This window comes from Burkholderia sp. USMB20 (genome assembly GCF_000949135.2).
Classification (GTDB): Bacteria; Pseudomonadota; Gammaproteobacteria; order Burkholderiales; family Burkholderiaceae; genus Burkholderia.
Genome location: NZ_JTAN02000013.1, coordinates 158,554 through 184,248 on the forward strand (window position 1 = coordinate 158,554; position 25,695 = coordinate 184,248).

A 25,695-nucleotide genomic window follows, 5' to 3' on the forward strand; every position below is an offset into this window, starting at 1 on the left:
AATCATGTTCCCAGATCGTATTTTCTCCGGCATGCGACCCACCGGGTCGCTGCACCTCGGCCACTACCACGGCGTGCTGAAAAACTGGGTGAAGCTGCAGTCCGAGTACCCGTGCTTCTTCTGCGTGGTCGACTGGCATGCGCTGACGACGCACTACGAAACGCCCGAGGTCATCGAGAAGAACGTGTGGGACGTGCTGATCGACTGGCTCGCGTCCGGCATCGATCCGGCGCAGGCGACGCTGTTCATCCAGAGCAAGGTGCCCGAGCATGCGGAGCTCGCGCTGCTGCTCGGCATGAGCACGCCGCTCGGCTGGCTCGAACGCGTGCCGACCTACAAGGAGCAGATGGAGAAGCTGAAGGACAAGGACCTGTCGACCTACGGCTTCCTCGGCTACCCGGTGCTGATGGCGGCCGACATCCTGCTGTATCGCGGCTCGCTCGTGCCGGTCGGTGAAGACCAGGTGCCGCACGTCGAGATGACGCGCGAGATCGCGCGCCGCTTCAACTACCTGTACGGCCGCGAGCCGGGCTTCGAGGAGAAGGCGCTCGAGGCCGCGAAGAAGCTCGGCGGCAAGCGCGCGAAGCTCTATCACGAACTGCGCAATGCGTACCAGCAGGAGGGCGACGACGAGGCGCTCGAACAGGCGCGCGCGATGCTGCAGGAATCGCAAAGCCTGTCGATGAGCGACCGCGAGCGCCTGTTCGGCTATCTCGAAGGCGCGCGCAAGATCATCCTGGTCGAGCCGCAGGCGCTTTTGACCGAAGCGTCGCGGATGCCGGGCCTCGACGGCCAGAAGATGTCGAAGTCGTACGGCAACACGATCGGCCTGCGCGAGGACGCGGAGACGATCACGAAGAAGGTCCGCACGATGCCGACCGATCCGGCGCGCGTGCGCCGCACCGATCCGGGCGATCCCGACAAGTGCCCGGTGTGGCAGCTGCATCAGGTCTATACGGACGAAGCGACGCACCAGTGGGTGCAGAGCGGCTGCCGCTCGGCGGGCATCGGCTGCCTCGACTGCAAGCAGCCGGTCGTCGAAGGGATCCTGCGCGAACAGCAGCCGATGCTCGAGCGCGCACAGAAGTACATGGACGATCCGTCGCTGCTGCGCGCGATCGTCGCGGACGGCTGCGACAAGGCGCGCAAGCACGCGGTCGAGACGATGCGCGACGTGCGCGAGGCGATGGGCCTGTCGTACACCTGACCTGACGGCATGCGCGAACCCGTCATTGCCGCCGCGGGCGGCCACGTCGCCCAGACCGAGCCGTCGCGCTGGGTCAGCCGGTGGTCGCGGCTCGTCCCGGCGGGCGGCGCGGTGCTCGACGTCGCCGCGGGCGGCGGCCGCCATGCGCGCTGGTTTGCGTCGCACGGGCATCCGGTCGTCGCGCTCGACCGCGATCCGGCCGCGCTGGCCGCATTGCGCGCGATTCCCGGCGTCGACGCGCACGACGCCGATCTCGAGGGCGCGCCCTGGCCGCTGCCGGCCGGCGCGTCGTTCGCGGCGGTGATCGTCACCCATTATTTGCACCGTCCGCTCTGGCCCCATCTGCTCGATGCGGTGGCGCCGGGCGGCGTGCTGATCTACGAAACCTTCGCGCAAGGAAACGAAACGGTCGGCAAACCGTCCAACCCCGCGTTCCTGCTCGCCCCGGGCGAGCTGCTGGACGCGGTGCGCGGCCGCCTGCGGGTGGTCGCGTACGAGGACGGATTCGTCGCCGCGCCGCGCGAGGCGTTCGTGCAGCGCATCTGCGCGGTACGCGAGGGCGCGACCCCGACGGCGGGGGCGGGAATTCCACGTTACGAACTGCCCGGCTAATCCGCTACAATCTCAACGTTTACCGGTACATCAATCAATCGCGTTTCATGGCTAACGGCACCCAAGACGGCATTCAAATCCGCGGCAGCATCCCCGCGATCGTCACCCCGATGCTCGAAGACGGCAGTCTCGACCTGCCGGCGTTTCGCAAACTGATCGACTGGCACATCGCGGAAGGCACCGACGCACTCGTCGTGGTCGGCACGAGCGGCGAGTCGGCAACGCTCAACGTCGAAGAGCACATCCTGATGATCCGCACGGCGGTCGAGCATGCGGCGAAGCGCATCCCGATCATCGCGGGCGCAGGCGGCAATTCGACCGCCGAGGCGATCGAACTGACGAAGCACGCGAAGGCCGTCGGCGCCGACGCGACGCTGCAGGTCGTGCCGTACTACAACAAGCCCACGCAGGAAGGGATGTACCGGCACTTCAAGGCGATCGCCGAAGCGGTCGACCTGCCGGTGATCCTGTACAACGTGCCGGGCCGCACCGTCGCGGACATGGCGCACGAGACGACGCTGCGCCTCGCGCAGGTGCCGGGCATCATCGGCGTGAAGGAAGCGACCGGCAACATCGATCGCGCCGCGCACCTGATCAAGGCCGCGCCGAAGCATTTCGCGATCTACAGCGGCGACGATCCGACCGCGATCGCGCTGATGCTGCTCGGCGGCCACGGCAACATCTCGGTGACGGCGAACGTCGCGCCGCGCGCGATGAGCGACCTGTGCCGTGCAGCGCTGGCCGGCGACGTCGCAACGGCGCGCGAGCTGCACATGAAGCTGCTGTCGCTGCACAAGAACCTGTTCATCGAGGCAAACCCGATTCCGGTGAAGTGGGCGCTGCAGGCGATGGGCAAGATGCAGGGCGGCATCCGCCTGCCGCTTACGCCGCTCGACGAGCGCTGCCACGATGTCGTACGTTCGGCCCTCGTCGAGGCCGGCGTCCTCGCCTGAGGCTCAGGCGGCCGCGTCCTGCGGCCGCCGGCTCGACCCCTCATCAACCCGCACCGGCCGGCTCCGTCCGGCGCCGCTCCTGACGAGCGTTCTAGCAAGACGAAGGATTTCATGAAACGTTTCGCCTTTTCCTCTCGCGCCATCCAGGTTTCGGTGGTGGCGCTGGCGCTGGGCGCGCTCGCCGGCTGCGATACGCTGAACGACTATCTGGCTCCTGACCGGGTCAACTACAAGAACACGGGTTCGGCGCCGCCGCTCGCGGTGCCGAGCGACCTGAAGCCGGTGCCGACGACCCAGCAGTTCGTCGCGCCGCCGAGCAACGCCGGTCTCGGCACGCTGCCGCCGCGGGCGACCACGGCCTCCGGCAACGCGACCGACGGCGTCCCGAGCGCGCAGGATCCGCTCGGCATGCATATCGAGCGCGACGGCGATCGCCGCTGGCTCGTCGTGGACGGGCGCACGCCCGAGCAGCTGTGGCCGATCCTGAAGGAGTTCTGGCAGGAAAACGGCTTCTCGCTGAAGACCGACGCACCGTCGACCGGCATCATGGCCACCGACTGGGCCGAGAACCGCGCGAACATTCCTGACGACTGGTTCCGCCGCACGATCGGCAAGGTCATCGACTTCGCATACTCGTCGGGCACGCGCGACCGTTTCCGCACGCTCGTGAACCGCACGCCGGACGGCAACACCGACATCTCGATCACGCACAGCGCGATGGAGGAAATGATGGTCGGTCCGCAGGGCGGCACGTCGTCGCGCTGGGAAGAGCGTCCGCGCAACCCGGTGCTCGAAGCCGTGTTCCTGTCGAAGCTGATGCAGAAGTTCGGCCTGAGCGATGCGCAGGCGAAGCAGCTGCTGACCGATGCGCGTCCCGCGACGGCGCCGGCGAAGGTCGCAGACACGAGCGGCGGCGCCGCGACGCTGCAGCTGGCGGAATCGTTCGACCGTGCGTGGCTGCGCGTCGGTCTCGCGCTCGACCGTACCAACTTCGCGGTCGACAATCGCGACCGCGAGAAGGGCCTGTACACCGTCCGCTACGCGAACACGATGGAAGAGCTGAAGCGCGACGGGCTGTTCGGCAAGCTGTTCTACGGCGGCCCGTCGGCGGCCAAGCCGGGCAAGGAATACCTGGTCAACGTGCGCGCGCAGGGCAATGGCGGTACGCAGGTCGCGGTGGTCGACGCGAACGGCCAGGTCGACAACTCGTCGGACGCGCAGCGGCTCATTTCGCTGCTGCAGGCCCAGCTGAACTGACCGCGTGCGCTTCGCCAGCCTTGGTAGCGGCAGCGAAGGCAACGCGCTGGTCGTCGAGGTGTCGAGCGGCACGACGACCACCCGCGTGCTGCTCGACTGCGGTTTTTCTGCGAAGGAGATCGAGCGCCGCCTCGGCCGCCTGAATCTCGGCATCGACGATCTCGATGCGATCCTCATCACCCACGAACACAGCGACCACGTCGGCAGCGCGCTGACGCTCGCGCGGCGCGGGTCGCTGCCGCTCTACATGAGCTGGGGCACGGCGCGCGCAGTGGGCGCGGACGAGGCCGATGTCGATCTCCACGTGTTGTGGGGCGACGAGACGGCCGCGATACGCGATCTGGCCGTGATGCCCTATACGGTGCCCCACGACGCGCGGGAACCGCTCCAGTTCGTCTTCATGGACGGCTGTCGCCGGCTCGGCGTGCTGACCGACGTCGGCATGGCCACGCCGCACATCACGACCGTCCTGAGCGGCTGTGACGCGCTGGTGCTCGAATCCAACCACGATACCGCGATGCTCGCCGGGAGCCGCTATCCGCAGTCGCTGAAGGCGCGGATCGGCGGCAATCATGGCCACCTGAGCAACGATGCCGCCGCCGGCATCCTCGCATCGCTCGAACGCAGTCGCCTCCAGCATCTGGTCGCGGCGCACCTGAGCCAGCAGAACAACCGGCCCGAGCTGGCCCGCCAGGCGTTTGCCGGTGTGCTGGGAACGGACGGGGAGGAGGTGGTCGTGGCCACGCAGGACGCGGGCTTCGACTGGCTGACGCTCGGTTGAGCGGGCGCAGAGCGGCGCGGGAAGGGGTGGGCGGCGGCTTGGCCTGCTTGCCTGCCGGGTGCGATGCGCGGAACCGACAGACGTAAAAAAACCGGCCCGAAGGGCCGGTTTTTTTTCAGCTGATGCTGAGGCTTACTGGCTTGCGCCCGAAGCCGGAGCAGCCGTCGCTGCCGAAGCAGCCGACGCCACAGCAGCAGCTGCGTCGCTCGCAGCAGCCGTTGCCGACGAAGCAGCAGCCGAAGCGTCGCTCGCAGCACCAGCAACTGCCGAAGCAGCCGACGAAGCAGCAGCCGATGCGTCGCTAGCAGCCGACGAAGCAGCTTGATCAGCGCTCTTGTTGCAAGCAGCCAGTGCAACAGCAGCCAACAGGGAAGCTACGAGGAGGGATTTCTTCATGATCACGTCCTTTTATGGTTAAAGGTAAGCAACAGCGCGAAACAATACCGGTAATGTGCTCCAACACCGACCTGGGCCGCTGGTGGAGACGCACTTCTAGAGCGTGAATCTTCCCTACGGCTTGGGCGGAAATTATATGCACTTTCCTATCGACCGTCGACAAATGCGGGGTCAATACGTTGTCTTTCCCATACAGAATTTGATCTGCACGGGCATACGGGGCGGCCCACTAAATCCGGTATCCGACCCGCAGCCAGCCCGCACAATACCATTCGTGCAGCAAGGCTGTCATCGAGGGAGCCCGGGATAGTGTTACAAACCGTTTCGCCTCCATGTGGCGGAGATTGGCCAGTTCGGGCAGCCATTCGCCGGCTTGCTCGAGCGGTTGTTCCTCGCCATTAATGAAGTACGATCGCGCGTTATACATCAATGCGGCGCGTCTGTCGAGATGCACGCCCCGGCGCGATGCCTGCGCGACGAACGCGGCCTCGGACAGCGGCCGCGCCGGCGGCTCGAATACGACGTTCGATTTGGGCTCGCTCAGGTAGCAGCCGAGGAATTCGGCGACGTCGCGCTTGCGCCAGCGGATCGCCTCGACGATCTCGGCGACGCGCTCGACCATCGCCGGCGGCAGTTGCGCGGGGGTGTCGACCGCCGGCTGCTTGGGGTCGCGGTAGAGTGCGTCGCCGCGCTCGTCGCGCAGGCCGCCGCGTTCCGCGAGGTAGTACAGGAATTGCGCGCCCAGCTCCCCGGCGGAGGGCGCTCGGAAGCCGATCGAGCAGGTCATGCATTCGCCTTCGGCCACGCCGTCGTGCGCGATGTGCGGCGGCAGGTACAGCATGTCGCCCGGCTCCAGCACCCATTCGTCGCTCGGCTCGAAATGCTCGAGGATCTTCAGCGGCACGTCCGGCTGCAGCGACAGGTCCTTCTGCGCACCGATGCGCCAGCGGCGCCGGCCTTCGACCTGCAGCAGGAATACGTCGTACGAGTCGAAGTGCGGGCCGACGCCGCCGCCGTCCGTCGCGTACGAAATCATCAGGTCGTCGAGACGCGCGTCCGGGATGAAGCGAAAGCGGTCGAGCAGCGCGCGCGCCGCGTCGACGTGCAGGTCGAGCCCCTGCACGAGCAGGGACCAGGATTTGCGCGAGATGGCCGGCAGCGCGCCCGGCTCGAACGGGCCGTGCGCAAGTTGCCACTTGTTACGAAAATGGGTGATCAGTCGCGATTCGGCGTCATAGTCGGCTGCCAGCTCGAACAATGCGTCGCGCGTGACAGGCGGCTTCACGCCGGGGATCGCCTGGCGGATCAGCAGCGGCTTTTTCTGCCAGTAGCGGCGCATGAATTGCGCCGGCGTGAGGCCGCCGAGCAGCGGCGTGGGAAGATCGGAAGGCGGCGCGCCGAGCGGGGCGTCAGCGGCATCCCGCGGTTCGGCTTGAGACCGGTTGCGCATCGTATAATGAGACTTGTATTTGGGAGAATTGGATGAAAATCGCAAAAAACACCGTCGTGTCGGTCGCTTACAAGCTGTCGGATGCGCAAGGCAATCTGATCGAGGAAAGCGACGAGCCGATGGTTTATCTGCACGGCGGCTATGATGGCACGTTCCCCAAGATCGAGGAACAGCTCGACGGCCAGGAGCCCGGTTACCAGGCGCAGGTTCAGCTCGAGCCGCAGGATGCGTTCGGCGACTACGATCCCGAACTCGTGAAGATCGAGCCGCGCGATCGTTTTCCCGAGCCGATCGAAGTGGGCATGCAGTTCGAAGGCACGCCGGAAGACGGCGACGAGGAAGTGGATTCGCTGATCTACACGGTCACCGACATCGCCGAAGACAAGGTCGTGCTCGACGGCAACCACCCGCTCGCGGGCATGGCGCTGCGTTTCGCGCTCACGGTCAAGGACGTTCGCGAAGCGACCGAGGACGAGATCGAGCATGAGCACGCGCACGGCGCGGAAGGCCTCGAAATCGTCGACGAGGACGAAGACGAGGACGGCGACGCACCGTCAGGGCGCACCCTGCACTGAACTGGCGGGCAGGCCGGGCGCCGGCCCCGACGCAGGGGGCGGCGCGGGCCACGAGGCGCCGCCCGGCGTCGTGCCGTCGCCCTGCAGCGGCGGCGCGACCGACGACGAGTCGGGCAGGGCCGGCAAGGCCGGGATCTCCGGCATCTGCGGCAGCGGGACCTCGTCGCGCGGCACGACCGGCAGCGCGGGCGGGGTCGGCAGATTCTTCGGCACGTCCTGCAGGCTCACGTTGAAGATCGTCTGCCGGGCTGGCGACACGTTGACCTTCACCCACTGATTCGCCGGCTGACGCGGTCCGATCGCGACACGCGTCACATTTCCCACCAGCACACCGTCGTCCGCATGCAGCGGGCGATCGATCAGGAAACCATTCGCAAGCGGCTCGCTGCTCGCGTGCATCACCAGAATCGGGCCGCGGAATGTCGCCGCCGCCTTCACCAGCGTTCGTTTCAGTTCACGGAAGCCGTCGCGCACGCGCGGCCGGTTGAAACGCAACCACGCAAAGCGTTCGGTCCGCTCGTAGCGATCGAACTGCGGATCGCCTTCGAACATCACCACCATGGCGCGCGCTTCGCGCCGCTTCGCGTATTCGGCCGCGTGGTCGATCCAGAAGCCGTTCGCGACGATGCGGTCCTCGAATTCGCCGTTGCGGCCGCCGGCCGTCAGATAGTGGTTGTTCGGCGCCGGTGCGTTCAGCGCGACGTAGACGACGTCGTCATGCATCCAGCGCGCATTTTCGCGATACGGCCGGAACCGCGCGACTTCACTTTCGCGGGTGATCTGCAGCGTGCCGGCGTCGGGCAGCGCGGCGTCCGCCAGCAGCGTCTGGCGCAGGAAGTCCAGGCGTTCGACCGGATCGTAGCTGCCGCCGGCCGCCGTGTTGCACGTGACCCAGTCGTCGTGGCCGGGAATGAACACGAGCGGCACGCGCGATGCGCCCAGGATCGCGCCGCGCTGCGTGTACAGCGGGTCGCGGCACGCTTCCTTCGCACCCTTGAGGTCGCCCGCATAGACGACGAAGGCCAGATTGCGCTCGCGCGCGATCGATTCGAACAGCCGCTGCGCGGCCGGCTCGTCGGCCGGCGCGTTGATGACGCCCGACACGATCGCGAACGAGTAGGGAGCGGCGGCACGCTTGGGCGGCGCCGCGAGCGCGCTCGCCTGCACGAGCGCGAGCGTCGCCGCGACCAGTGCGGTTGCGGCGGCGCGGGCCGGCCGGCCCGACAGGAGGCTTTTACGCGTGCCCGTCGACATCGTGCGAGCGGACGAGCGTGCGCAGTTCGTACAGCAGGTCGAGCGCCTCGCGCGGCTTGAGGTCGTCGGGATCGATGTCGCGCAGCTTTTCGAGTGCCGGATGCGGGACGTCGGCCGGCGCCGGCGCATCCGCGCACGCGAGTTCGTCGGCCGCGGCGGGTGGCGCGCTGAACAGGTCGAGCTGCGGCGTGTGCTGGGCGGCCGACTGCTGTTCGAGATACGCGAGATGCTTGCGCGCGGCGCGGATCACCGGCGCCGGCACGCCCGCGAGTTGCGCGACCTGCAGCCCGTAGCTCTGGTTCGCCGGGCCTTCGTTGACCGCGTGCAGGAACACGATGCCGTGGCCGTGCTCGACGGCCGACAGATGAACGTTGGCCGCCTGCGGGAATTCGGCCGGCAGCTGCGTCAGCTCGAAGTAGTGCGTCGCGAACAGCGTGTAGCAGCCGTTTTGCGCGAGCAGGTGACGTGCGATGGCCCATGCGAGCGCGAGGCCGTCGAACGTCGACGTGCCGCGGCCGATTTCGTCCATCAGCACGAGGCTCTGCGGCGTCGCGTCGTTCAGGATCGCCGCGGCTTCGGTCATCTCGACCATGAAGGTGGAGCGCCCGCCGGCGAGATCGTCGGCCGCGCCGATCCGCGTGAAGATCCGGTCGATCGGGCCGAAGCAGGCCGATTTCGCGGGCACGTAGCTGCCGACGTACGCCATCAGCGCGATCAGCGCCGTCTGCCGCATGAAGGTCGACTTACCGCCCATGTTCGGGCCGGTGATCAGCAGCAGCTTGCGCTCGGCGCCGAACCGGCAGTCGTTCGCGATGAACTGCTCGACCTGCGCTTCCACGACCGGGTGGCGACCCTGTTCGATCTCGATGCCGATTTCGTCGGTGAAGGCGGGCGCGACCCAGTCGAGCGTGCGGGCGCGCTCGGCGAACGCGGCGAGCACGTCGAGCTCCGCGAGCGCCGACGCGACGCGCTGGCACTCCGGAATGAACGGCAGCAGCGCTTGCAGCACGCCGTCGTACAGCGCGCGCTCGCGGGCCAGCGCGCGTTCCTGCGCGGACAGCGCCTTGTCCTCGAAGGTCTTCAGTTCGGGGGTGATGTAGCGCTCGGCGTTCTTCAGCGTCTGGCGGCGGCGATAGTCGTCGGGCACCTTGTCGGTCTGGCCGCGCGTGACCTCGATGTAGAAGCCGTGCACCTTGTTGTATTCGACGCGAAGGTTCGCGATGCCCGTGCGGGTGCGCTCGCGCGCCTCGAGATCGATCAGGAACTGCCCGCAGTTCTCGGAGATGTCGCGCAGTTCGTCGAGCTCCGCGTCGTAGCCGCGCGCGATCACGCCGCCGTCGCGCACCATCGCGGCCGGCTCGGGGGCGATCGCGCTCGTCAGCAGGTCGAGGCATTCGGCGGGCGGCGCGAGCGCCGTGTCGACGCGGGCGAGCGCATCCGCGTTCGCGACGATCGCGCTGATGCGCTCGCGCAGCGCGGGCAGCGCGGCGAACGTGTCGCGCAGGCTTGACAGGTCGCGCGGCCGCGCGGACAGCAGCGCGAGCCGCCCGGTGATCCGTTCGACGTCGGCGATCTGGCGCAGCGCGCTGCGCAGTGCGTCGAGGCTCGCGTTCGCGGGCGCGTCGAGCAGTGCGCCGATCGCTTGCTGGCGCGACTGCGCGGCGACCGACGCGCGCGGCGGATGATGCAGCCAGTGACGCAGCAGGCGGCTGCCCATCGTCGTGCAGCAGGTGTCGAGCAGCGAGTACAGCGTCGGCGATTCGGTGCCGCGCAGCGTTTCGGTCAGCTCGAGGTTGCGGCGCGTCGCCGGATCGAGTCCGATGTATTCGGTTTCGTTCTCGACCTTCAGGCTGCGCACGTGACGCAATTGCTGACCCTGTGTGGCGGCCGCGTACAGCAGCAGTGCGCCGGCGGCTCCGCATGCGCTCGTCAGCGAATGCGCGCCGAAGCCGTCGAGGCCCGCGACGTCGAGCTGGTCGCACAGGCGCTGCGTGCCCGATGCGATATCGAAGTGCCATGCCGGCACGCGTTTGATCGCGCCGGCGCCCGCGGGCACGGCGTCGGTCGCGCCGTCCGCCGTCAGGATTTCGGCCGGCCGGATGCGTTCGAGCGCGGCGCCGAGCTGGTCGGGTTCGATCTCGGCGAGCCGCAGCGCGCCGCTCGCGAGGTTCAGCCACGCGAGGCCGATGTTGACCGCGACGCCGCGCTTGTTGTGGCCCGTGCACATCGCGAGCAGGTAGACGTCGTTCTTGTCGGACAGCAGTGCCGCGTCGGTCAGCGTGCCGGGCGTGACGACGCGCACGACCTTGCGCTCGACCGGCCCCTTCGACGTGGCGGGGTCGCCGATCTGCTCGCAGATCGCGACCGATTCGCCCATCTTCACGAGCTTCGCCAGATACTGTTCGACCGCATGATGCGGGACGCCGGCCATCTTGATCGGCGTGCCGGCCGAGGCGCCGCGTTGCGTGAGGGTCAGGTCGAGCAGGCGTGCGGCTTTCTCCGCATCCTCGAAGAACAGCTCGTAGAAGTCGCCCATCCGGTAGAAGACGAGCGTGTCGGGGTGATCGGCCTTGATGCGCAGGTACTGCTGCATCATCGGAGTGTGGCCGGCGAAGGCTTCGGGCGACAGCGTGGTCATAGGTCAGGCAGGAAGTTGTTGCTTTGGTTGCCCGAGTTTACCAGTCGCTTCCATGTGCACGCGCGAAGTTCGCCGTTCGGCCAGTTGCCGGCGGCCGCGACAAGCCGCTGCCGGCTTGGACGGTCGGAGGTCCGAAGCACCCGAAATCGGCTGGACGTCGCCGGATCCGCTACCTGATCTTGAACGAATAATCGCCGTGCGTGCGATGCCCGTCCGACGCGACCGCCACCCAGTGCACCGTGTACGTGCCGGGCGGCGATGGCGGCAGTGCCACGTGGATCGACTTCGTGTCATTCGGGTCGACTTCCGCCTTTTCCGTGTTCACCTGTTTGCCCGCCGAATTGCTGATGCTGAGCGAGCTGAATGCGGGTTCGAGCGGTCCGTCGAAGATGATCGTCACGCCTGCCGGCGCCGCTACTTCCGCGCCCGCGGACGGCGATTGTTTCTGCGGAAACACATGGGCGAATGCCGTCGACGCGGTCAGGATGCCCGTCGCGAAGGCCGCTGCGCATGCCCCGGAATGAAATCGGTCGAATCTGCGCATCATTATTCTCCGTTGCCGAACAGCGGCTTGCCGATCGAGCGGGGCAGGATGTCATCGAGATAAAGGTGTACTTGCAACAGGATGCCCACGCCCGTTCCGCTCGCGTGATTGACCGGAATCTGCGCCTCGATGCCGAGCTGGCCCCAGCGATTCAGCCACAACGCGCCGGGGTTGATCGTTCCGGTCGTATGGCCCGAACACGGACTGGCGGTGCACGTGCTCATCGGCAACTCGACGACCGGGATCAGGCTGTCGAACGGCGCCTTGAGGCCCACGTCGCGCACGAAGTGCTGCAGATAGGGCAGGCTGTATTGCACGGTGACGCCCCAGTTCAACGAATTCGGATCGGCACGGTTCAATGCCAAGCGGGGGCCGACGGTGCCCGTGATCGCCAGCGGCTTCAGGTACTTCAGGCTGTCTGGCAGGTCGCCGAAGCCCTTGCCGAAGTACAGCGTCGGCGTGATCGCCGAGTGCGGATCGGCGATCGACCTCGCCCCCGTTCCGCCCAGCTCCGCGGTCGCGCCGACGGAGGCCATGAGCTCATGCCTTTCATTGACGTAGAAGCGGTATTTGGCACCGACCTGCCAGTTGTCGAAACCGCGCGCCGAGCCGTCATTGGGCGCATTGAGATTGACGTACGTGCCGGTCACGGATAGCTGGAAACGGGACGTGATCAGCTTGTCCCATTCGAGTGTCGTCGTGTTGCTGTTCTGCTTGTCGCCGTCATCCGTGTCGGACTGGAGGTGGCCGAACTCGAGGTTGAGTTCGTCCCCGACGCCGGGATCGTCGACCGCCATGGTCGCCGGAAACACGCGGTTGCCGGCAATCGCGTGAGCCGTTGCAACGGACGGTAAAAGCAGCAGGACGGCAAATGCGGCTGGAATGACGGACGCTACAAGCGCCGGCATGGTATTGCGTGCAGGTTGGGTGTACATGGTCCCCCCGTTCTGAAGATCGCGTCGATGCGCTCGCGGGTCCGTCAAAAGACAAAGGACGCGCGAGCACCGGCGATGCAATGTCACAAGCATCGCCGCTGGCTGACTCGTTCAGGATGAAAGCGGAGGGGCGCGCGGCTGTGCCGCGGTAAATCGGAAAGCGCTGCGGGGTGCCTGCAACAGGGGCGCCAACGCCGGATGAGCGGCCCGGTCCGTCGGCACGAATCCCGAGGTTCCGCCCAGTAGCACCGGCATGTCGGCAAGCAGCCCGCAATATGCGCACGCCTGCCAGTGAACTGCCTTCCCGGGCAACGATGAATGGTCGGGGGCGGTGACATCCGGACCGTCCTCGCTCCGTACTGTACAGAACGACCCGGATACCGCCTCGAATGCTCGCTCGGACGACAGGCTCTGCGACACCGTCGGCGCAAGCGTCGTCAGCAGGATCGCAAGCAATCCCAGAATGCTGCCGATCTTCCTGCGAAGCAGAGCTGACATGACCTTGGCGGAATCATGCACCAGCAGGCGCGTTGCCGAAATTATGGCATGCGTGCCGGACCGCCCCCGATGGGTAATCTCCCGCCTCGTGCATACGCAACGGGAGGAATTTCGTGCCTGTTCTGACGCATGTCGGGCGTTCGTTTGCGCCAGACGCGACCGGCCGCTTCGGGCGGCGGGAGCGGCCGGTGCAGGCGTTTCATGGCGTAGGCTCGGGCCACATCGCCTGGTCGATGCTTGGTCGGATGACGCGCAGGTACCGCTGGCTTCATCGGCGTGACGTCGGCAGGTGCGGTGGCGGGTCGGGCGTTCATGCGACGCGCAAAGCTCGCGTCGGCCACGCTCCTCAAACGTTGTCCATGCGCCAACGACGCGGCGTAACACCGGTCAGGCGCGTGAATGTTCTCGTGAAGTGGCTCTGGTCGGCGAAGCCGCATGCATCCGAGATCATTTGCAGCGGCATGGACGATGTGCGCATGTACATCATTGCGCGTTCGATGCGCTGATTGATCAGCCAGCGATGGGGCGGTAACCCGGTGGTCTGATGAAAGGCCTTCACGAAATGGCCACGAGACAGGCCGCACGCTTTCGCCACATCGGCGATCGAGATGTTGCCGGTAAGGTGTTCGAGCAGAAAGCCTTTCGCCACGCGCTCCTGCCACGCCGTGAGTTTGCCGGTCGACTTCTCCCGCCGCTCGCCGATGCCGCCGTACAGACGCGCGACATGCGTCTGGAAGGCGAGCGCGACGTGGTCGATAAACAGCTGGGATGCGTGTTCGGGCCGCGCCAGGGCGGGGAGCAGGGCTTGGCCCAGGCGATGGATGACCGGATCCGTCGCACTCAAATGCGGCGGCAAGTAAAGCTGGGGCCGCTGCCTGCCACCGATTTCATCGACTGTCTCCTCCAGCGTTCGGCGCGGGAGGTGAAAATGGATGCAGTCGAACGCCCCCTTCAGGTCGGAAACCCAGTTGCGATCGAGGTCGTGAATCGTGACGGTCCCCGCGTCATAGGGGACGAAACGAGCAACACGTCCGTCAAGCCACAATTCCTGTTCGCCGAACGCGCGCAATTGCAACACGATGAGATCGGCGTCTTCAAGTTCGTATGGCGCGGTTCGGCCAATATTTCTACGAGATGTCTGCAGTCGGCTGATGCCGACCTGGGCGTGCGGCAGCGTCTGCGTGACCACGCTTTGCCTGAGGTCGGCCGGCATGAAATCAGATGACGCGTTGTCCGACTGTGCGGCGGTCATGGATTCGTGGAAACGTGGAGAATTCGGCCGCGGAGTATACCAAAGCGAAATTTGGCCTGGCATCGGTCGCGTTCGGCACATCGACCACTAATGGCCGCGGCGCATCGCAAAGAGGGGGGAGCTTCGCGTGGCGAGCCTTGTCAGGCAGGGTGCAGATACTGCTGGATCACCCGGCGCACGGACCTTCGTGCGCCGGGCCCGACGGGCAAGATCAGGACGCGTGCGCCGACATCAGATCGAGCGCCACCGCCTGCGCGACCTCGATACCGTCGATGGCTGCCGAATAGATGCCGCCGGCATACCCGGCGCCTTCGCCGGCCGGATACAACCCTTCGACGTTCATGCTCTGGTAATTGTCCTTGCGCCGGATCCGGATCGGCGACGACGTGCGCGTTTCCACGCCGGTGAGCACCGCGTCGTGCATCGCGAAGCCGGCGATCTTCTTGTCGATCTGCGGCAGCGCTTCACGAATGGCTTCGATCACGTAGTCGGGCAGCGCGGTGCTGAGGTCGGTCGGGCGCACGCCCGGCTTGTACGACGGCACCACGGAACCGAGCGACGTCGACGGCCGTCCTGCGATGAAATCGCCGACCAGCTGGCCCGGCGCGCTGTAATCGCCGCCGCCGAGTTCGAACGCGCGTTCTTCCCACTTGCGCTGGAACGCGATGCCCGCGAGCGGCCCGCCCGGATAGTCCTCCGGCGTGATGCCGACGACGATGCCCGCATTCGCGTTGCGCTCGGCGCGCGAATACTGGCTCATGCCGTTGGTGACCACGCGGCCCGGCTCGGAGGTCGCCGCGACCACCGTGCCGCCGGGGCACATGCAGAAGCTGTAGACCGCGCGTCCGTTGCTGCAGTGATGAACCACCTTGTAGTCGGCCGCGCCGAGCTGCTTGTGACCCGCGAACTTGCCGAAGCGGCTGCGATCGATCAGCCCCTGCGGATGTTCGATCCGGAAACCCAGCGAGAACGGCTTCGCTTCGACATACACCCCGCGATCGTGCAGCATCTGGAACGTGTCGCGTGCGCTGTGGCCCACGGCCAGCACCACGTGATCGCACCGGAGCGTTTCGCCGTTCGACAGCGTCAGCGAGCGCACCTTGCCCTGATCGATCTCGATGTCCTCGACCCGGGTTTCGAAGCGCACTTCACCGCCCAGTTCGTGGATGGTCGCGCGCATCTTTTCCACCATGCTGACGAGGCGGAACGTGCCGATGTGCGGCCGGCTCAGATACAGGATGTCCTCCGGCGCGCCGGCCTTGACGAATTCGTCGAGCACCTTGCGGCCGTAGTGATGGGGATCCTTGATCTGGCTGTACAGCTTGCCGTCGGAAAACGTCCCGGCCCCGCCTTCGCCGAACTGCACGTTGGACTCGGGATTGAGGACGCTCTTGCGCCACAGGCCGAAGGTGTCCTTGGTGCGCTCGCGCACGGCCTTGCCGCGTTCGAGGATGATGGGGCGGAAACCCATCTGCGCGAGGATCAGCCCCGCAAACAGGCCGCACGGCCCCATGCCGATGACGACCGGGCGCAGGAAGTTGCCGTGCTCGGGCGCCTTCGTGACGAAGTGGTACGCCATGTCGGGCGTCACGCCGCAATGCGGCGTGCCGGCGAGTCGCGGAAGCACGGCCGCTTCATCCTTGACCTCGACATCGACGATGTACGTGAGCTTGATGTCGGAGCGCTTGCGCGCATCGTGCGCACGGCGGAACACCGTGTAACGGAGGAGCCCGTCTGCCGCCACGCCAAGCTCCGCGAGGCGCGCGCGAATCGCGGCTTCGAGGGCGCTCTCGGGGTGGTCGAGCGGGAGTTTAAGTTCGCTTAGCCGTAACATGAGTATTCGGATACGGTCGCCACGAAGTCGTGGCGGTGTTGAGACGGGCGCGGGCGCGGCGCGGATTTACTCCGCTGCCGGATGCATGTAGCTGTAGCGGTTCAGGATCGGGATCATCTGCGCGTAGATCTTCGGATTCGCCGCGACGATCTCATGACGATGCAGGAAATCGGCGTCGCCCGTGTAGTTGCCGACGAGGCCGCCGGCTTCGGTGATCAGCAGGCTGCCCGCCGCCATGTCCCACACGTTGATGCCTTGCTCGAAGAACGCGTCGAGACGGCCGGCCGCGACGTTCGCGAGATCGAGTGCGGCCGCGCCCGGGCGGCGCAGCCCCGTGCAGGCCTGGGTCATTTCGGTGAACAGGCGCGCGTAGGCGTCGAGGCCGTCCTTCTCGCGGAACGGGAAGCCCGTGCCGACCAGCGCGTCCGCCAGGCGGTCGCGGCGGCCAACGCGGATGCGGCGGTCGTTCAGGTACGCGCCGCGGCCGCGGGTGGCCGTGAACAGGTCGTTCTTGTTCGGATCGTAGACGACGGCCTGCGTGACGACGCCCTTGTGCTCGAGCGCGATCGATACGCAGTAGTAAGGGAAGCCGTGGATGAAGTTGGTCGTGCCGTCGAGCGGATCGATGATCCACTTGAATTCGGATTCGTTCTCCGATTCGCCCGATTCTTCCGCGAGGATCGCGTGGTCGGGGTAGGCGGTCTTCAGCGTCTCGATGATCGCCTCTTCGGCGGCCTTGTCCACTTCGGTGACGAAGTCGTTCTGCTGCTTCTTGCGGATCTCGATCAGGTCGAGGTCGAGGGACGCACGGTTGATGATCTGTCCGGCGCGGCGCGCAGCCTTGACAGCGATGTTGAGCATGGGATGCATGAGCCTGGATCCTGTAGCCGGCGGCACGGGCCGCCACGAAGTGGAACACACCGCCCGGAACGGCGCAAAAGGTGCCGGGCGAGATGAGACGCGAATTGACAAAGAGCAGGGTACGACCCGCGTCGCACGGGGTGCGGCGCGTAAACGCATGATTTTACCCGATTTTCGGGAGTTTCAGGTGACCGGGATGCGGGGAAACCCCACTGGCCGTCCGGACGAGTGGGTTTGCCGGGGCGATGGCGATACCATACTGCCATTCTGACGAACCGAGTCGTATGTAGTGGAAACCCCGCAGAACCCCGCCGTGCCGTCCGAATCGGGCACGGCTTCGTCCCCGCCGCCGTCCGGCGGCTTCACCTCCACCCGTTTCGTGCTCGTCGAGCCGAGCCATCCCGGCAATGTCGGGGCGGCCGCCCGCGCGCTGAAGACGATGGGTTTCTCCAGGCTCGTCCTGGTCGCGCCGCGCGTGCCGCACGTGCAGAGCGACCCCGAGGCGATCGCGATGGCGAGCGGCGCGGACGACGTCCTCGCGTCCGCGCACGTCGTGCCCACGCTCGGCGACGCGCTGTCCGGCGTCCACTGGTCGATCGCGCTGACCGCGCGCACGCGCGAATACGGGCCGCCGCGCCTTGCGCCGCGCGCGGCCGCCGAACAGGCGCATACGCAGGTCGGCGCCGGCGACATCGCGCTCGTGTTCGGCAACGAACGCACGGGCCTCGCGAACGAGCACGTCGAGCAGTGCCGCGCGCTTGCGCATATCCCGGCGAATCCGGCCTACAGTTCGCTGAACCTCGCGCAGGCCGTGCAGGTGCTCGCGTATGAACTGCGTGTCGCGTTCCTGGAGCAGGGAAGCGAGGCGTCGCGCGACGTGCAGGCCGAAGTCGGCACGCTCGCGCAGAGCGACGAGATCGAGCGGATGTACGCGCACCTCGAGAACGCGCTGGTCGCGCTCGATTTTCTCGACCCGCGCAACCCGAAGAAGCTGATGCCGCGGCTGCGGCGCCTGTTCGCGCGCACCGGCCTCGAGCGCGAGGAGGTCAACATCCTGCGCGGCATCGCGAAGCACATCCTGCTGAAGTCCGGCTCGCCCGAAGGCGACGCGTAAGCGGCCGAAGTACGCCGCGGCCGGGCCGCTCATGCGTTCGACGGATGCGCTCCGCCTGCAGCCGGCGTGTCGCATCGGCCGCCGCGACGGGGGTGCCCGGTCCGTGCCCGGCCACCGGATGACCGCATAACCGCATAACCGCGTTACCTGGCCACGACGGGCGTCCCGCGCGAATACCCGCGCCGCCGACGGGGTGAACGCGCGACGCTGTGCGGCCGCGGGCGAGTGGCCCTACAATCGCCGAACATCATAAGCAAATTACCCGGCGCGATAACGACCGGCCGTTGCCGGCGGGCGTGCCGGCCTTTTCCCCAGCCCAGACCCGATCATGTTCACCAGACTGCGCGAAGACGTTGCGACGATTCGCGAGCGGGATCCCGCCGCTCGCAGTGCCTGGGAAGTGCTGACCTGTTATCCGGGGCTGCACGCGCTCGTGCTGCATCGCTTCGCGCATGCGTGCTGGCGCGCGAAGCGCTACTGGCTCGCACGCTTCGCGTCGCAGGCCGGGCGCTTCCTGACGGGTATCGAGATCCACCCGGGCGCGACGATCGGCCGGCGCGTGTTCATCGATCACGGGATGGGTGTCGTGATCGGCGAAACCGCGATCGTCGGCGACGACTGCACGATCTATCAGGGCGTGACGCTCGGCGGCACGTCGCTCACGCGCGGCGCGAAGCGCCATCCGACGCTCGAGGCCGGCGTGATCGTCGGTGCGGGCGCGAAGGTGCTCGGCGGTTTCACCGTCGGCGCGGGCGCGAAGATCGGTTCGAACGCGGTCGTCGTGAAGCCGGTGCCGGCAGGCGGCACCGCGGTCGGCAATCCGGCGCGCATCGTGATGCCGGCGCAACCGAAGCCGCAGCCCGAGCGCGCCGCGTTCTGCGCGTACGGGATCACGCCGAACGCGGACGACCCGATGTCGCTCGCGATTCACGGCCTGATCGACCACGCGGCGAAGGAAAGCCGGCGCGTCGACGAGATCGTCGCGGCGCTCGAGCAACTCGGCACGCATCTGGAAACGCTGCAGGGCGCGGACGCGGCGCGTCTCGATCTGCGCAGGCTGTCGGCGGTGCTGGAAGGCAAGGCGGTCGAGCGCCAGGCTTAACGCGGCGCATGCCGGCGGCGGCCGGCCGCTGCGGTCGTGTCGCTCGCGTCAGTCGAGCGGCATCGCGTGGATGCCTTCGGCGTCGACGCGCAAATAGCCGCCGCGCGGCATGCCGTGGTCGAGATCCCAGTCGGGCAGTACCCAGCGAATCCCGCCCGGTTCGAGGTGGCGCGCGGGGCGATGCGTGTGGCCGTGAATGATCACGCTCGCACGGCTCTTCCGGAACAGCGCGGCGATACCTTCACGCGTGACATCGTAGATCGCCGAAGCGGGGCGCATCCGGCCGGCTTCGCTGTTCGAGCGCATCCGTTGCGCGAGCGCGCGGCGCCAGCGGAACGGCCACGCGAGAAACAGCGCCTGCGCGACGCCATTGCGGGCAAACCGCCGAAATATCTGATAGCCGCGATCGGCCGTGCATTGCGCGTCGCCGTGGGTGAGCACGATGCGCTGGCCGAACGACGTGATCAGCGCCGGGTCGCGCAGCAGCATCGCGCCGGCCGCCTTCATGAAGCGCCGGCCGAGCAGGAAATCGCGGTTGCCGTGCATCACGTAGAGCGCGATCCCGCGTTCCGAGAACGTATGCATCAGCGCGGCCATGCGTGCCGCGAACGGATCGTGGTCGAGCACGTCGTCGCCGATCCAGTATTCGAACAGGTCGCCGAGGATGAACACCGAGTCGGCGCTGTCGGCCGTGTATTTCACGAAATGCTCGAACGCGGCGACCGTCTTCGGAATCGCCTCGCTCAGGTGCAGATCGGAGAGAAACAGGAACGGGCGTGCGGCTTGCGCGTATTCGCGCTCGCCCGGCACGCCCGCGGAGACGCTTCGCGGCGGACTCTCCTGCAACATCGAAGTGCCTCCGTAACGGCTGTGGGTCAGACCACCACGGCCTTTTCGATCACGACGTCGTCGGTCGGGACGTCCTGGTGGAAGCCCGCGTTGCCCGTCTTGACGCCCTTGATCTTGTCGACCACGTCCTGGCCTTCGACAACCTTGCCGAACACGGCGTAACCCCAGCCCTGCGGCGTCGGCGACGAGTGGTTCAGGAAATCGTTGTCGTTCACGTTGATGAAGAACTGGGCGGTCGCCGAGTGCGGATCGTTCGTGCGCGCCATCGCGATCGTGTAGTTGTCGTTCTTCAGGCCGTTGTTCGCTTCGTTGTCGATCGGCGCGTCGGTCGGCTTCTGCTTCAGGCCCGGCTCGAAGCCGCCGCCTTGAATCATGAAGCCGTTGATCACACGGTGGAACACCGTGCCGTCATAGTGGCCCTTCTTCACGTAGTTGAGGAAGTTCTCGACCGTCTTCGGTGCCTTCGCGGCGTCCAGCTCGAGCTTGATCACGCCGTGGTTCGTGTGCAGTTCAACCATGATGAATTCCTTCGGTGAGGCGGTTTAAATGGCACGCGGCCGGTCGTGCGACGCGGCCGCGTGTGGCGCCGGACGTGCCGGCAGGTGCTTATTTCGAAACGATGCTGGCCGATTCGATCAGGACCGGCTGGGCCGGCACGTCCTGCATCGGGCCGCGCGAGGTCGTCGCCACGCCTTCGATCTTCTTCACGACGTCGAGGCCCGACACGACCTTGCCGAACACCGCATAGCCGTTGCCGTCCGGGTTCGGGTAGTCGAGGCCGCTGTTGTCGACCGTGTTGATGAAGAACTGCGCGGTGGCCGAGTTCGGATCGCTGGTACGCGCCATCGCGATCGTGCCCGTCAGGTTCTTCAGACCATTGCGGCTTTCCAGCGGGATCGGCGCGCGGGTCGGCTTCTCCTCGAAGTTGGTCTTGTAGCCGCCGCCCTGGATCATGAAGCCCTTGATCACGCGATGGAAGATCGTGCCGTTGTACTGGCCGGCCTTCACGTAGTCGAGGAAGTTGGCGACCGTCTTCGGCGCCTTCTCCGGGTAGAGCTCGACACGGATGTCGCCCTGCGAGGTCTTCAGCTGCACGACGGGGTGCGCGGTGGCCGATTGCGCGAACGCGGGCGCGGTCGCGAGAAGGGCGGCGCCGCCAAGCGCCAGCAACAGACGTTTCATTGCGATCCTCAGGTTGGGAGGGAGGGAAGGTTGCGCCGCTTACTGCGACGGCGCGACGTACGGCGCTGCCAGCGCACCGGACGGACCGTTGAACTGGAACGTCGGCGACATCGGCAGCGTAGTGGTGCTCACGTTTGCGGCGGCGCGATCGGTGTACGCGCGCGTGGCCGGCGTGACGGCGCGCGCGTTGGCGGCCGGCTTCGGCGGCGACACGATCTTCTGCAGGTCGGCGAGGCGCTGTGCGGTCGCGCCGCTCGTGCGGCCGAGCGATTGCGCGCGCTTGTACGATTCGGCCGCGAGGCGCAGATAGAGGTCGCCGAGGTTTTCGTAAGCGAGCGAGTAGCTCGGGTTCGATTGCGTCGCGGTGACGAGCGCGCTGCGCGCTTCGTCGTAGCGGCCGTGCTTCGCGTAGAGCGCCGCGAGGTTGTTGTACGGTTCGGGCAGTTCGGGGTAGGCCTGCGTGATCGCGACGAACTGCTGGATCGCGTCGTCGTCGCGGTTCAGGCGGGCGAGCACGGTGCCGCGCTTGAACTGCGCCTGCACATCGTGCGGATTCGCCGCGATGCGCGCGTCGAGTTGCGCGAGCGCCTGTTTCCATTGCTTGCCGGAGATCGACGCGTCGATTTCGGGCGTGCCGTCGGCGGTGGCCGGGGCCTTCTGCGCATGCGCCGCGGGGGCCGCGAACAGCGTCAGTGCGACGCCCATGACGGCGGTCGCAACGAGGGTCGCAGCGCTCGGCGCGCGGCCGCGATGAGGTTTCATAGGCGTAAATCGGAATGTTATACTCCGAGCCATTCTAACAAAACGTCTGCGCGTTCCGGCGAGCGGCAGACAGTCTTTCTTTGCCTCTCGTGGCCGTCACCGCTGTGCTTGCAGCCTGACCGCCCCATGTGATAACGAGGACGCGCGGCGGCGAGCCGCAGCAGGTGGTCCGTCCGTTTCGCATGCTGGGCGAGCTTCGCCAGGGCGGTTTCCTTCGGCTCACGGTTCATCTCTATGGAATCACTGCGCATCTACAACACGCTCGCGCGTGACAAGCAAGTTTTCGTGCCGCGCCAGTCAGGCGAAGTGCGGATGTACGTATGCGGGATTACCGTCTACGACTATTGTCACGTGGGCCACGCGCGCATGCTGGTCGTGTTCGACCTCGTCCAGCGCTGGCTGCGTGCGATCGGCTACCGGGTCACGTACGTGCGCAACATCACCGACATCGAGGACAAGATCATCCGCCGCGCGGTCGAGAACGGCGAGACGATCAAGTCGCTGACCGACCGGTTCATCGGCGCGATGCACGAGGATGAGGCGGCGCTCGGCATCCAGCGTCCGGACATCGAGCCGCGCGCGACGCAGTTCATTCCGCAGATGCTCGGGATGATCGAGAAGCTCGAGGCGAACGGCTACGCGTACCAGGCGAGCGACGGCGACGTCAACTATTCGGTGCGCAAGTTCGCGAACTACGGGAAGCTGTCGGGCAAGTCGCTCGACGACCTGCGCGCGGGCGAACGCGTTGCCGCAAACGATGCGAAGCAGGATCCGCTCGACTTCGTGCTGTGGAAGCGCGCGAAGGAGGACGAGCCCGACGGTGCGTCATGGGCATCGAAGTACGGGATGGGCCGGCCGGGCTGGCACATCGAGTGCTCGGCGATGGGCTGCACGCTGCTCGGCGAGCATTTCGACATCCACGGCGGCGGGCAGGATCTGCAATTCCCGCACCACGAGAACGAGATCGCGCAGAGCGAGGGCGCGACCGGCCAGACGTTCGTCAACTACTGGATGCACAACGGCTTCGTGCAGGTCGACAACGAGAAGATGTCGAAATCGCTCGGCAACTTCTTCACGATCCGCGAAGTGCTCGAGCGGTACGACGCCGAGGTCATGCGCTTCTTCATCGTGCGCACGCACTACCGGTCGCCGCTCAACTACAGCGACGTGCATCTCGACGACGCGCGCGCGTCGCTCACGCGCCTGTACACGGCGCTGAAGGATGTCGAGCCCGACACGCTCGCGCTCGACTGGAACGAGCCGCACGCGCAGCGTTTCGCGGCCGCGATGAACGACGACATCAACACGCCGGTCGCGGTGGCGACGCTGTTCGAACTGGCGGGTGAAGTCAATCGCACGCGCGATGCATCGCTCGCGCGGCAACTGAAACAACTGGCGGGCCTCCTGGGCCTGCTCGGCCGCGAACCGCGCGCGTTCCTGCAGCAGGGCACCGGTGCCGCGCAGGCGGGCGGGCTCGCAGCCGACGAAATCGAAGCGAAGATCGCCGCGCGTGTCGCGGCGAAGCAAGCGAAGGACTATGCCGAAGCGGACCGGATTCGGGCGGAACTGCTCGACGCCGGTATCGCACTTGAAGACAAACCGGGCGGATCGACCGAATGGCGTCGCGTATGAGCGCGATGCGTTCCACTGACCGATCCGTCAGGTAGGAGGCAGGATGGCAACGGCCAGAAAAGCGCCGGTCAGGCGTGCGACTCCGCTCGCCGCGCGTCCGGCAGCCAAGCGCGCGCCAGCGGCGAAGGCGGACGCGACGCGCGCCGTGCCGAACGGCGCGCTCAACGGTCATGCAAAGCCCGCGCGCGCGAAGGGCGTGGACGCGGTGCAGCCGGAGGTCGCGATGGCGGCGGCCGATGCGGCCCGCAAGGTGCGGGCAGCCGATGCGGCAGTCGACGGCGCCGATGGCGTCGTGCGTCCCGCGTACTGGGATAAAGCGAGCGCCGATCTCGTCAAGCGCGACCGCATCCTGAAGAAGCTGATCCCGAAATTCGGCCCCGCGCATCTCGTGAAGCGCGGCGACCCGTTCGTCACGCTCGCGCGTTCGGTCGTCGGCCAGCAGATCTCGGTGCCGTCCGCGCAGGCGCTGTGGGCGCGCATCGAGGATGCGTGTCCGAAACTGGCACCGCAGCCGGTCATCCGGCTCGGCGCGGACAAGCTGATCGCGTGCGGGCTGTCGAAGCGCAAGACGGAATATATTCTCGATCTCGCGCAACACTTCGTGTCGGGCGCGCTGCACGTCGACAAATGGACGTCGATGGACGACGAGGACGTGATCGCGGAACTCACGCAGATCCGCGGCATCAGCCGCTGGACGGCCGAGATGTTCCTGATCTTCAACCTGTCGCGGCCGGACGTGCTGCCGCTCGACGATCCGGGCCTGATCCGCGCGATCAGCGTCAATTACTTCAGCGGGGAGCCCGTCACGCGCAGCGAGGCGCGTGAAGTGGCCGCCAACTGGGAGCCGTGGCGTACCGTCGCGACCTGGTACATGTGGCGCAGCCTCGACGCACCGGACGCCGACGCCGATTGACGGCTATCGGGTTTTAAACATCAATAGTTGAGAGCCGGTTTTGCACGTCGCCCGCGCGGGTAGAATACGCGCTGCCGCAAGACCCAAGGATTCGAACACATGAAGACCACGTTTCTGGATTTCGAACAGCCGATCGCCGAACTCGAGGCCAAGATCGAAGAGCTGCGATTCGTGCAGGACGACTCGGCTGTCGATATTTCGGAAGAAATCGAGCGGCTGTCGAAGAAAAGCCAGCAACTGACGAAGGACCTCTACGCGAACCTGTCGCCGTGGCAGGTCTCGCAGATCGCGCGGCATCCGCAGCGTCCGTACACGCTCGATTACGTTGCGGAACTGTTTACCGATTTTCACGAACTGCATGGCGACCGCGCGTTCGCGGACGACCTGTCGATCGTCGGCGGCCTCGCGCGTTTCGGCGGCCATCCGTGCATGGTGATCGGCCACCAGAAGGGCCGCGACACGAAGGAGCGCGCCGCGCGCAACTTCGGGATGCCGCGTCCGGAAGGCTATCGCAAGGCCGAACGGCTGATGCGTCTCGCCGAGAAATTCGGGCTGCCGATCTTCACGTTCGTCGACACGCCGGGCGCATACCCGGGCATCGGCGCGGAAGAGCGCGGCCAGTCGGAGGCGATCGGCCGCAACCTGTACGTGATGGCCGAACTGAAGACGCCGATCATCACGACCGTGATCGGCGAGGGCGGTTCGGGCGGTGCGCTCGCGATCGCCGTGGCCGACACCGTGATGATGCTGCAGTTCTCGACCTACTCGGTGATCTCGCCGGAAGGCTGCGCGTCGATTCTGTGGAAGAGCGCCGCGAAGGCGCCCGAGGCCGCGGAAGCGCTGGGCCTGACCGCGCATCGCCTGAAGGCGCTTGGCCTGATCGACAAGATCATCAACGAGCCGCTCGGCGGCGCGCACCGCGATCCGAAGGGCATGGCCGCGCTGCTGCGCCGTGCGCTCGCCGATTCGCTGCGCCAGTTCCAGGGCATGAGCATCGATGCGCTGCGCGAGCGCCGCTTCGAGCGTCTGATGGCCTACGGCAAGTTCAAGGAAACCACGCCCGGCGCATGACCGGCGTGTTCGCATCGCGCGCC

26 protein-coding genes are annotated in these 25,695 nt (G+C 66.7%); 12 read left to right on the top strand and 14 right to left on the bottom strand.

What is annotated here, in order from left to right; translation table 11 throughout:
* The first annotated feature begins 4 nt into the window (after positions 1-4).
* The 6 genes from PL79_RS18045 to PL79_RS36165 all read left to right on the top strand — a co-directional run bounded on the left by PL79_RS18045 (position 5) and on the right by PL79_RS36165 (position 5,115).
* Complete coding sequence (locus PL79_RS18045) at positions 5-1,207, top strand: tryptophan--tRNA ligase (RefSeq protein ID WP_044847993.1); 1,203 nt, start codon at positions 5-7, stop codon at positions 1,205-1,207.
* A 9-nt stretch (positions 1,208-1,216) separates the two neighbouring features.
* Positions 1,217-1,819 carry a class I SAM-dependent methyltransferase gene (locus PL79_RS18050; RefSeq protein ID WP_044847992.1) on the top strand — a complete coding sequence of 201 codons (603 nt, stop codon included), beginning with the start codon at positions 1,217-1,219 and terminating at the stop codon, positions 1,817-1,819.
* A gap of 47 nt (positions 1,820-1,866) precedes the next feature.
* Positions 1,867-2,772, top strand: coding sequence for a 4-hydroxy-tetrahydrodipicolinate synthase (dapA, locus tag PL79_RS18055; RefSeq protein WP_044847991.1), 906 nt, complete (start codon positions 1,867-1,869; stop codon positions 2,770-2,772).
* Positions 2,773-2,883: 111 nt separating this feature from the next.
* A complete protein-coding gene (gene bamC, locus PL79_RS18060; RefSeq protein WP_044847990.1) occupies positions 2,884-4,029 on the top strand; it encodes an outer membrane protein assembly factor BamC in 1,146 nt (381 codons plus the stop codon).
* A gap of 4 nt (positions 4,030-4,033) precedes the next feature.
* Complete coding sequence (locus PL79_RS18065; protein ID WP_044847989.1) at positions 4,034-4,810, top strand: MBL fold metallo-hydrolase; 777 nt, start codon at positions 4,034-4,036, stop codon at positions 4,808-4,810.
* Between the two features lie 122 nt (positions 4,811-4,932).
* On the top strand, positions 4,933-5,115 hold the full coding sequence (locus tag PL79_RS36165; RefSeq protein WP_185500420.1) for a hypothetical protein: 183 nt from the start codon (positions 4,933-4,935) through the stop codon (positions 5,113-5,115).
* Positions 5,116-5,135: 20 nt separating this feature from the next.
* Here the strand turns inward: PL79_RS36165 and PL79_RS37195 are convergent, their stop codons facing one another.
* The gene (locus PL79_RS37195; RefSeq protein WP_011657350.1) at positions 5,136-5,381 is read right to left on the bottom strand and encodes a hypothetical protein; all 246 of its coding nucleotides are present in this window, start codon (positions 5,379-5,381) and stop codon (positions 5,136-5,138) included.
* Between the two features lie 54 nt (positions 5,382-5,435).
* Positions 5,436-6,656 (bottom strand): cupin domain-containing protein, encoded by a 1,221-nt coding sequence (locus tag PL79_RS18080; RefSeq protein ID WP_044847988.1) that lies wholly within the window; start codon positions 6,654-6,656, stop codon positions 5,436-5,438.
* Positions 6,657-6,688: 32 nt separating this feature from the next.
* On the opposite strand from PL79_RS18080, the gene PL79_RS18085 reads away from it, so the two are divergent.
* Positions 6,689-7,231 carry an FKBP-type peptidyl-prolyl cis-trans isomerase gene (locus PL79_RS18085; protein WP_044847987.1) on the top strand — a complete coding sequence of 181 codons (543 nt, stop codon included), beginning with the start codon at positions 6,689-6,691 and terminating at the stop codon, positions 7,229-7,231.
* Here PL79_RS18085 and PL79_RS18090 read toward each other — a convergent pair.
* From PL79_RS18090 to PL79_RS18125, 8 genes are all read right to left on the bottom strand, one after another.
* Entirely contained in the window at positions 7,211-8,485 is a 1,275-nt protein-coding gene (locus tag PL79_RS18090) for a hypothetical protein (RefSeq protein ID WP_044847986.1), read from the bottom strand. The two genes, PL79_RS18085 and PL79_RS18090, sit on opposite strands and share 21 nt — an antisense overlap.
* A complete protein-coding gene (gene mutS / locus PL79_RS18095; protein WP_044847985.1) occupies positions 8,466-11,123 on the bottom strand; it encodes a DNA mismatch repair protein MutS in 2,658 nt (885 codons plus the stop codon). The genes PL79_RS18090 and mutS overlap by 20 nt, the downstream gene beginning before the upstream one ends.
* A 169-nt stretch (positions 11,124-11,292) precedes the next feature.
* Positions 11,293-11,670, bottom strand: coding sequence for a copper resistance CopC family protein (locus PL79_RS18100; RefSeq protein WP_044847984.1), 378 nt, complete (start codon positions 11,668-11,670; stop codon positions 11,293-11,295).
* On the bottom strand, positions 11,670-12,602 hold the full coding sequence (locus PL79_RS18105; RefSeq protein ID WP_044847983.1) for a hypothetical protein: 933 nt from the start codon (positions 12,600-12,602) through the stop codon (positions 11,670-11,672). Before PL79_RS18105 ends, PL79_RS18100 begins: the two co-directional genes overlap by 1 nt.
* 111 nt (positions 12,603-12,713) lie before the next feature.
* The gene (locus PL79_RS18110; RefSeq protein ID WP_193759855.1) at positions 12,714-13,100 is read right to left on the bottom strand and encodes a DUF2946 domain-containing protein; all 387 of its coding nucleotides are present in this window, start codon (positions 13,098-13,100) and stop codon (positions 12,714-12,716) included.
* Positions 13,101-13,446: 346 nt separating this feature from the next.
* A complete protein-coding gene (locus tag PL79_RS18115; protein WP_044847982.1) occupies positions 13,447-14,352 on the bottom strand; it encodes a helix-turn-helix transcriptional regulator in 906 nt (301 codons plus the stop codon).
* A gap of 211 nt (positions 14,353-14,563) precedes the next feature.
* Positions 14,564-16,186, bottom strand: a complete 1,623-nt coding sequence (locus tag PL79_RS18120) for an NAD(P)/FAD-dependent oxidoreductase (protein ID WP_044847981.1) — start codon at positions 16,184-16,186, stop codon at positions 14,564-14,566.
* 66 nt (positions 16,187-16,252) lie between these two features.
* Positions 16,253-17,056, bottom strand: coding sequence for an inositol monophosphatase family protein (locus tag PL79_RS18125; RefSeq protein WP_044847980.1), 804 nt, complete (start codon positions 17,054-17,056; stop codon positions 16,253-16,255).
* Positions 17,057-17,336: 280 nt separating this feature from the next.
* Here PL79_RS18125 and PL79_RS18130 point away from each other — a divergent pair, with 280 nt between their 5' ends.
* Both PL79_RS18130 and cysE read left to right on the top strand, forming a co-directional pair.
* Positions 17,337-18,161 carry an RNA methyltransferase gene (locus PL79_RS18130; protein ID WP_044847979.1) on the top strand — a complete coding sequence of 275 codons (825 nt, stop codon included), beginning with the start codon at positions 17,337-17,339 and terminating at the stop codon, positions 18,159-18,161.
* 328 nt (positions 18,162-18,489) lie between these two features.
* On the top strand, positions 18,490-19,263 hold the full coding sequence (cysE, locus tag PL79_RS18135; protein ID WP_044847978.1) for a serine O-acetyltransferase: 774 nt from the start codon (positions 18,490-18,492) through the stop codon (positions 19,261-19,263).
* A gap of 48 nt (positions 19,264-19,311) precedes the next feature.
* On the opposite strand, the gene PL79_RS18140 is transcribed toward cysE, so the two are convergent.
* From PL79_RS18140 to PL79_RS18155, 4 genes are all read right to left on the bottom strand, one after another.
* On the bottom strand, positions 19,312-20,112 hold the full coding sequence (locus PL79_RS18140; protein ID WP_044847977.1) for a UDP-2,3-diacylglucosamine diphosphatase: 801 nt from the start codon (positions 20,110-20,112) through the stop codon (positions 19,312-19,314).
* A 26-nt stretch (positions 20,113-20,138) separates the two neighbouring features.
* Entirely contained in the window at positions 20,139-20,630 is a 492-nt protein-coding gene (locus PL79_RS18145; RefSeq protein ID WP_006483987.1) for a peptidylprolyl isomerase, read from the bottom strand.
* 88 nt (positions 20,631-20,718) lie between these two features.
* The gene (locus PL79_RS18150) at positions 20,719-21,294 is read right to left on the bottom strand and encodes a peptidylprolyl isomerase (RefSeq protein WP_012364186.1); all 576 of its coding nucleotides are present in this window, start codon (positions 21,292-21,294) and stop codon (positions 20,719-20,721) included.
* A gap of 39 nt (positions 21,295-21,333) precedes the next feature.
* On the bottom strand, positions 21,334-22,056 hold the full coding sequence (locus PL79_RS18155; RefSeq protein ID WP_044847976.1) for a tetratricopeptide repeat protein: 723 nt from the start codon (positions 22,054-22,056) through the stop codon (positions 21,334-21,336).
* Between the two features lie 234 nt (positions 22,057-22,290).
* On the opposite strand from PL79_RS18155, the gene cysS reads away from it, so the two are divergent.
* The 3 genes from cysS (at position 22,291) to PL79_RS18175 (ending at position 25,672) form a co-directional block, all read left to right on the top strand.
* On the top strand, positions 22,291-23,688 hold the full coding sequence (cysS, locus tag PL79_RS18165) for a cysteine--tRNA ligase (protein WP_044847975.1): 1,398 nt from the start codon (positions 22,291-22,293) through the stop codon (positions 23,686-23,688).
* 43 nt (positions 23,689-23,731) lie between these two features.
* Positions 23,732-24,601 carry a DNA-3-methyladenine glycosylase family protein gene (locus PL79_RS18170; RefSeq protein ID WP_044847974.1) on the top strand — a complete coding sequence of 290 codons (870 nt, stop codon included), beginning with the start codon at positions 23,732-23,734 and terminating at the stop codon, positions 24,599-24,601.
* Positions 24,602-24,700: 99 nt separating this feature from the next.
* A complete protein-coding gene (locus PL79_RS18175) occupies positions 24,701-25,672 on the top strand; it encodes an acetyl-CoA carboxylase carboxyltransferase subunit alpha (protein ID WP_006478433.1) in 972 nt (323 codons plus the stop codon).
* The last annotated feature ends 23 nt before the right edge of the window (positions 25,673-25,695 follow it).

Bases quoted from the DNA above. Each gene is read 5' to 3' on its own strand.
- PL79_RS18045 (WP_044847993.1), top strand. From the start codon at position 5: ATGTTCCCAGATCGTATTTTCTCCGGCATGCGACCCACCGGGTCGCTG.
- PL79_RS18050 (WP_044847992.1), top strand. From the start codon at position 1,217: ATGCGCGAACCCGTCATTGCCGCCGCGGGCGGCCACGTCGCCCAGACC.
- dapA (WP_044847991.1), top strand. From the start codon at position 1,867: ATGGCTAACGGCACCCAAGACGGCATTCAAATCCGCGGCAGCATCCCC.
- bamC (WP_044847990.1), top strand. From the start codon at position 2,884: ATGAAACGTTTCGCCTTTTCCTCTCGCGCCATCCAGGTTTCGGTGGTG.
- PL79_RS36165 (WP_185500420.1), top strand. From the start codon at position 4,933: ATGCTGAGGCTTACTGGCTTGCGCCCGAAGCCGGAGCAGCCGTCGCTG.
- PL79_RS18080 (WP_044847988.1), bottom strand. From the start codon at position 6,656: ATGCGCAACCGGTCTCAAGCCGAACCGCGGGATGCCGCTGACGCCCCG.
- PL79_RS18085 (WP_044847987.1), top strand. From the start codon at position 6,689: ATGAAAATCGCAAAAAACACCGTCGTGTCGGTCGCTTACAAGCTGTCG.
- PL79_RS18090 (WP_044847986.1), bottom strand. From the start codon at position 8,485: ATGTCGACGGGCACGCGTAAAAGCCTCCTGTCGGGCCGGCCGGCCCGC.
- mutS (WP_044847985.1), bottom strand. From the start codon at position 11,123: ATGACCACGCTGTCGCCCGAAGCCTTCGCCGGCCACACTCCGATGATG.
- PL79_RS18100 (WP_044847984.1), bottom strand. From the start codon at position 11,670: ATGATGCGCAGATTCGACCGATTTCATTCCGGGGCATGCGCAGCGGCC.
- PL79_RS18105 (WP_044847983.1), bottom strand. From the start codon at position 12,602: ATGTACACCCAACCTGCACGCAATACCATGCCGGCGCTTGTAGCGTCC.
- PL79_RS18110 (WP_193759855.1), bottom strand. From the start codon at position 13,100: ATGTCAGCTCTGCTTCGCAGGAAGATCGGCAGCATTCTGGGATTGCTT.
- PL79_RS18115 (WP_044847982.1), bottom strand. From the start codon at position 14,352: ATGACCGCCGCACAGTCGGACAACGCGTCATCTGATTTCATGCCGGCC.
- PL79_RS18120 (WP_044847981.1), bottom strand. From the start codon at position 16,186: ATGTTACGGCTAAGCGAACTTAAACTCCCGCTCGACCACCCCGAGAGC.
- PL79_RS18125 (WP_044847980.1), bottom strand. From the start codon at position 17,056: ATGCATCCCATGCTCAACATCGCTGTCAAGGCTGCGCGCCGCGCCGGA.
- cysE (WP_044847978.1), top strand. From the start codon at position 18,490: ATGTTCACCAGACTGCGCGAAGACGTTGCGACGATTCGCGAGCGGGAT.
- PL79_RS18140 (WP_044847977.1), bottom strand. From the start codon at position 20,112: ATGTTGCAGGAGAGTCCGCCGCGAAGCGTCTCCGCGGGCGTGCCGGGC.
- PL79_RS18145 (WP_006483987.1), bottom strand. From the start codon at position 20,630: ATGGTTGAACTGCACACGAACCACGGCGTGATCAAGCTCGAGCTGGAC.
- PL79_RS18150 (WP_012364186.1), bottom strand. From the start codon at position 21,294: ATGAAACGTCTGTTGCTGGCGCTTGGCGGCGCCGCCCTTCTCGCGACC.
- PL79_RS18155 (WP_044847976.1), bottom strand. From the start codon at position 22,056: ATGAAACCTCATCGCGGCCGCGCGCCGAGCGCTGCGACCCTCGTTGCG.
- cysS (WP_044847975.1), top strand. From the start codon at position 22,291: ATGGAATCACTGCGCATCTACAACACGCTCGCGCGTGACAAGCAAGTT.
- PL79_RS18170 (WP_044847974.1), top strand. From the start codon at position 23,732: ATGGCAACGGCCAGAAAAGCGCCGGTCAGGCGTGCGACTCCGCTCGCC.
- PL79_RS18175 (WP_006478433.1), top strand. From the start codon at position 24,701: ATGAAGACCACGTTTCTGGATTTCGAACAGCCGATCGCCGAACTCGAG.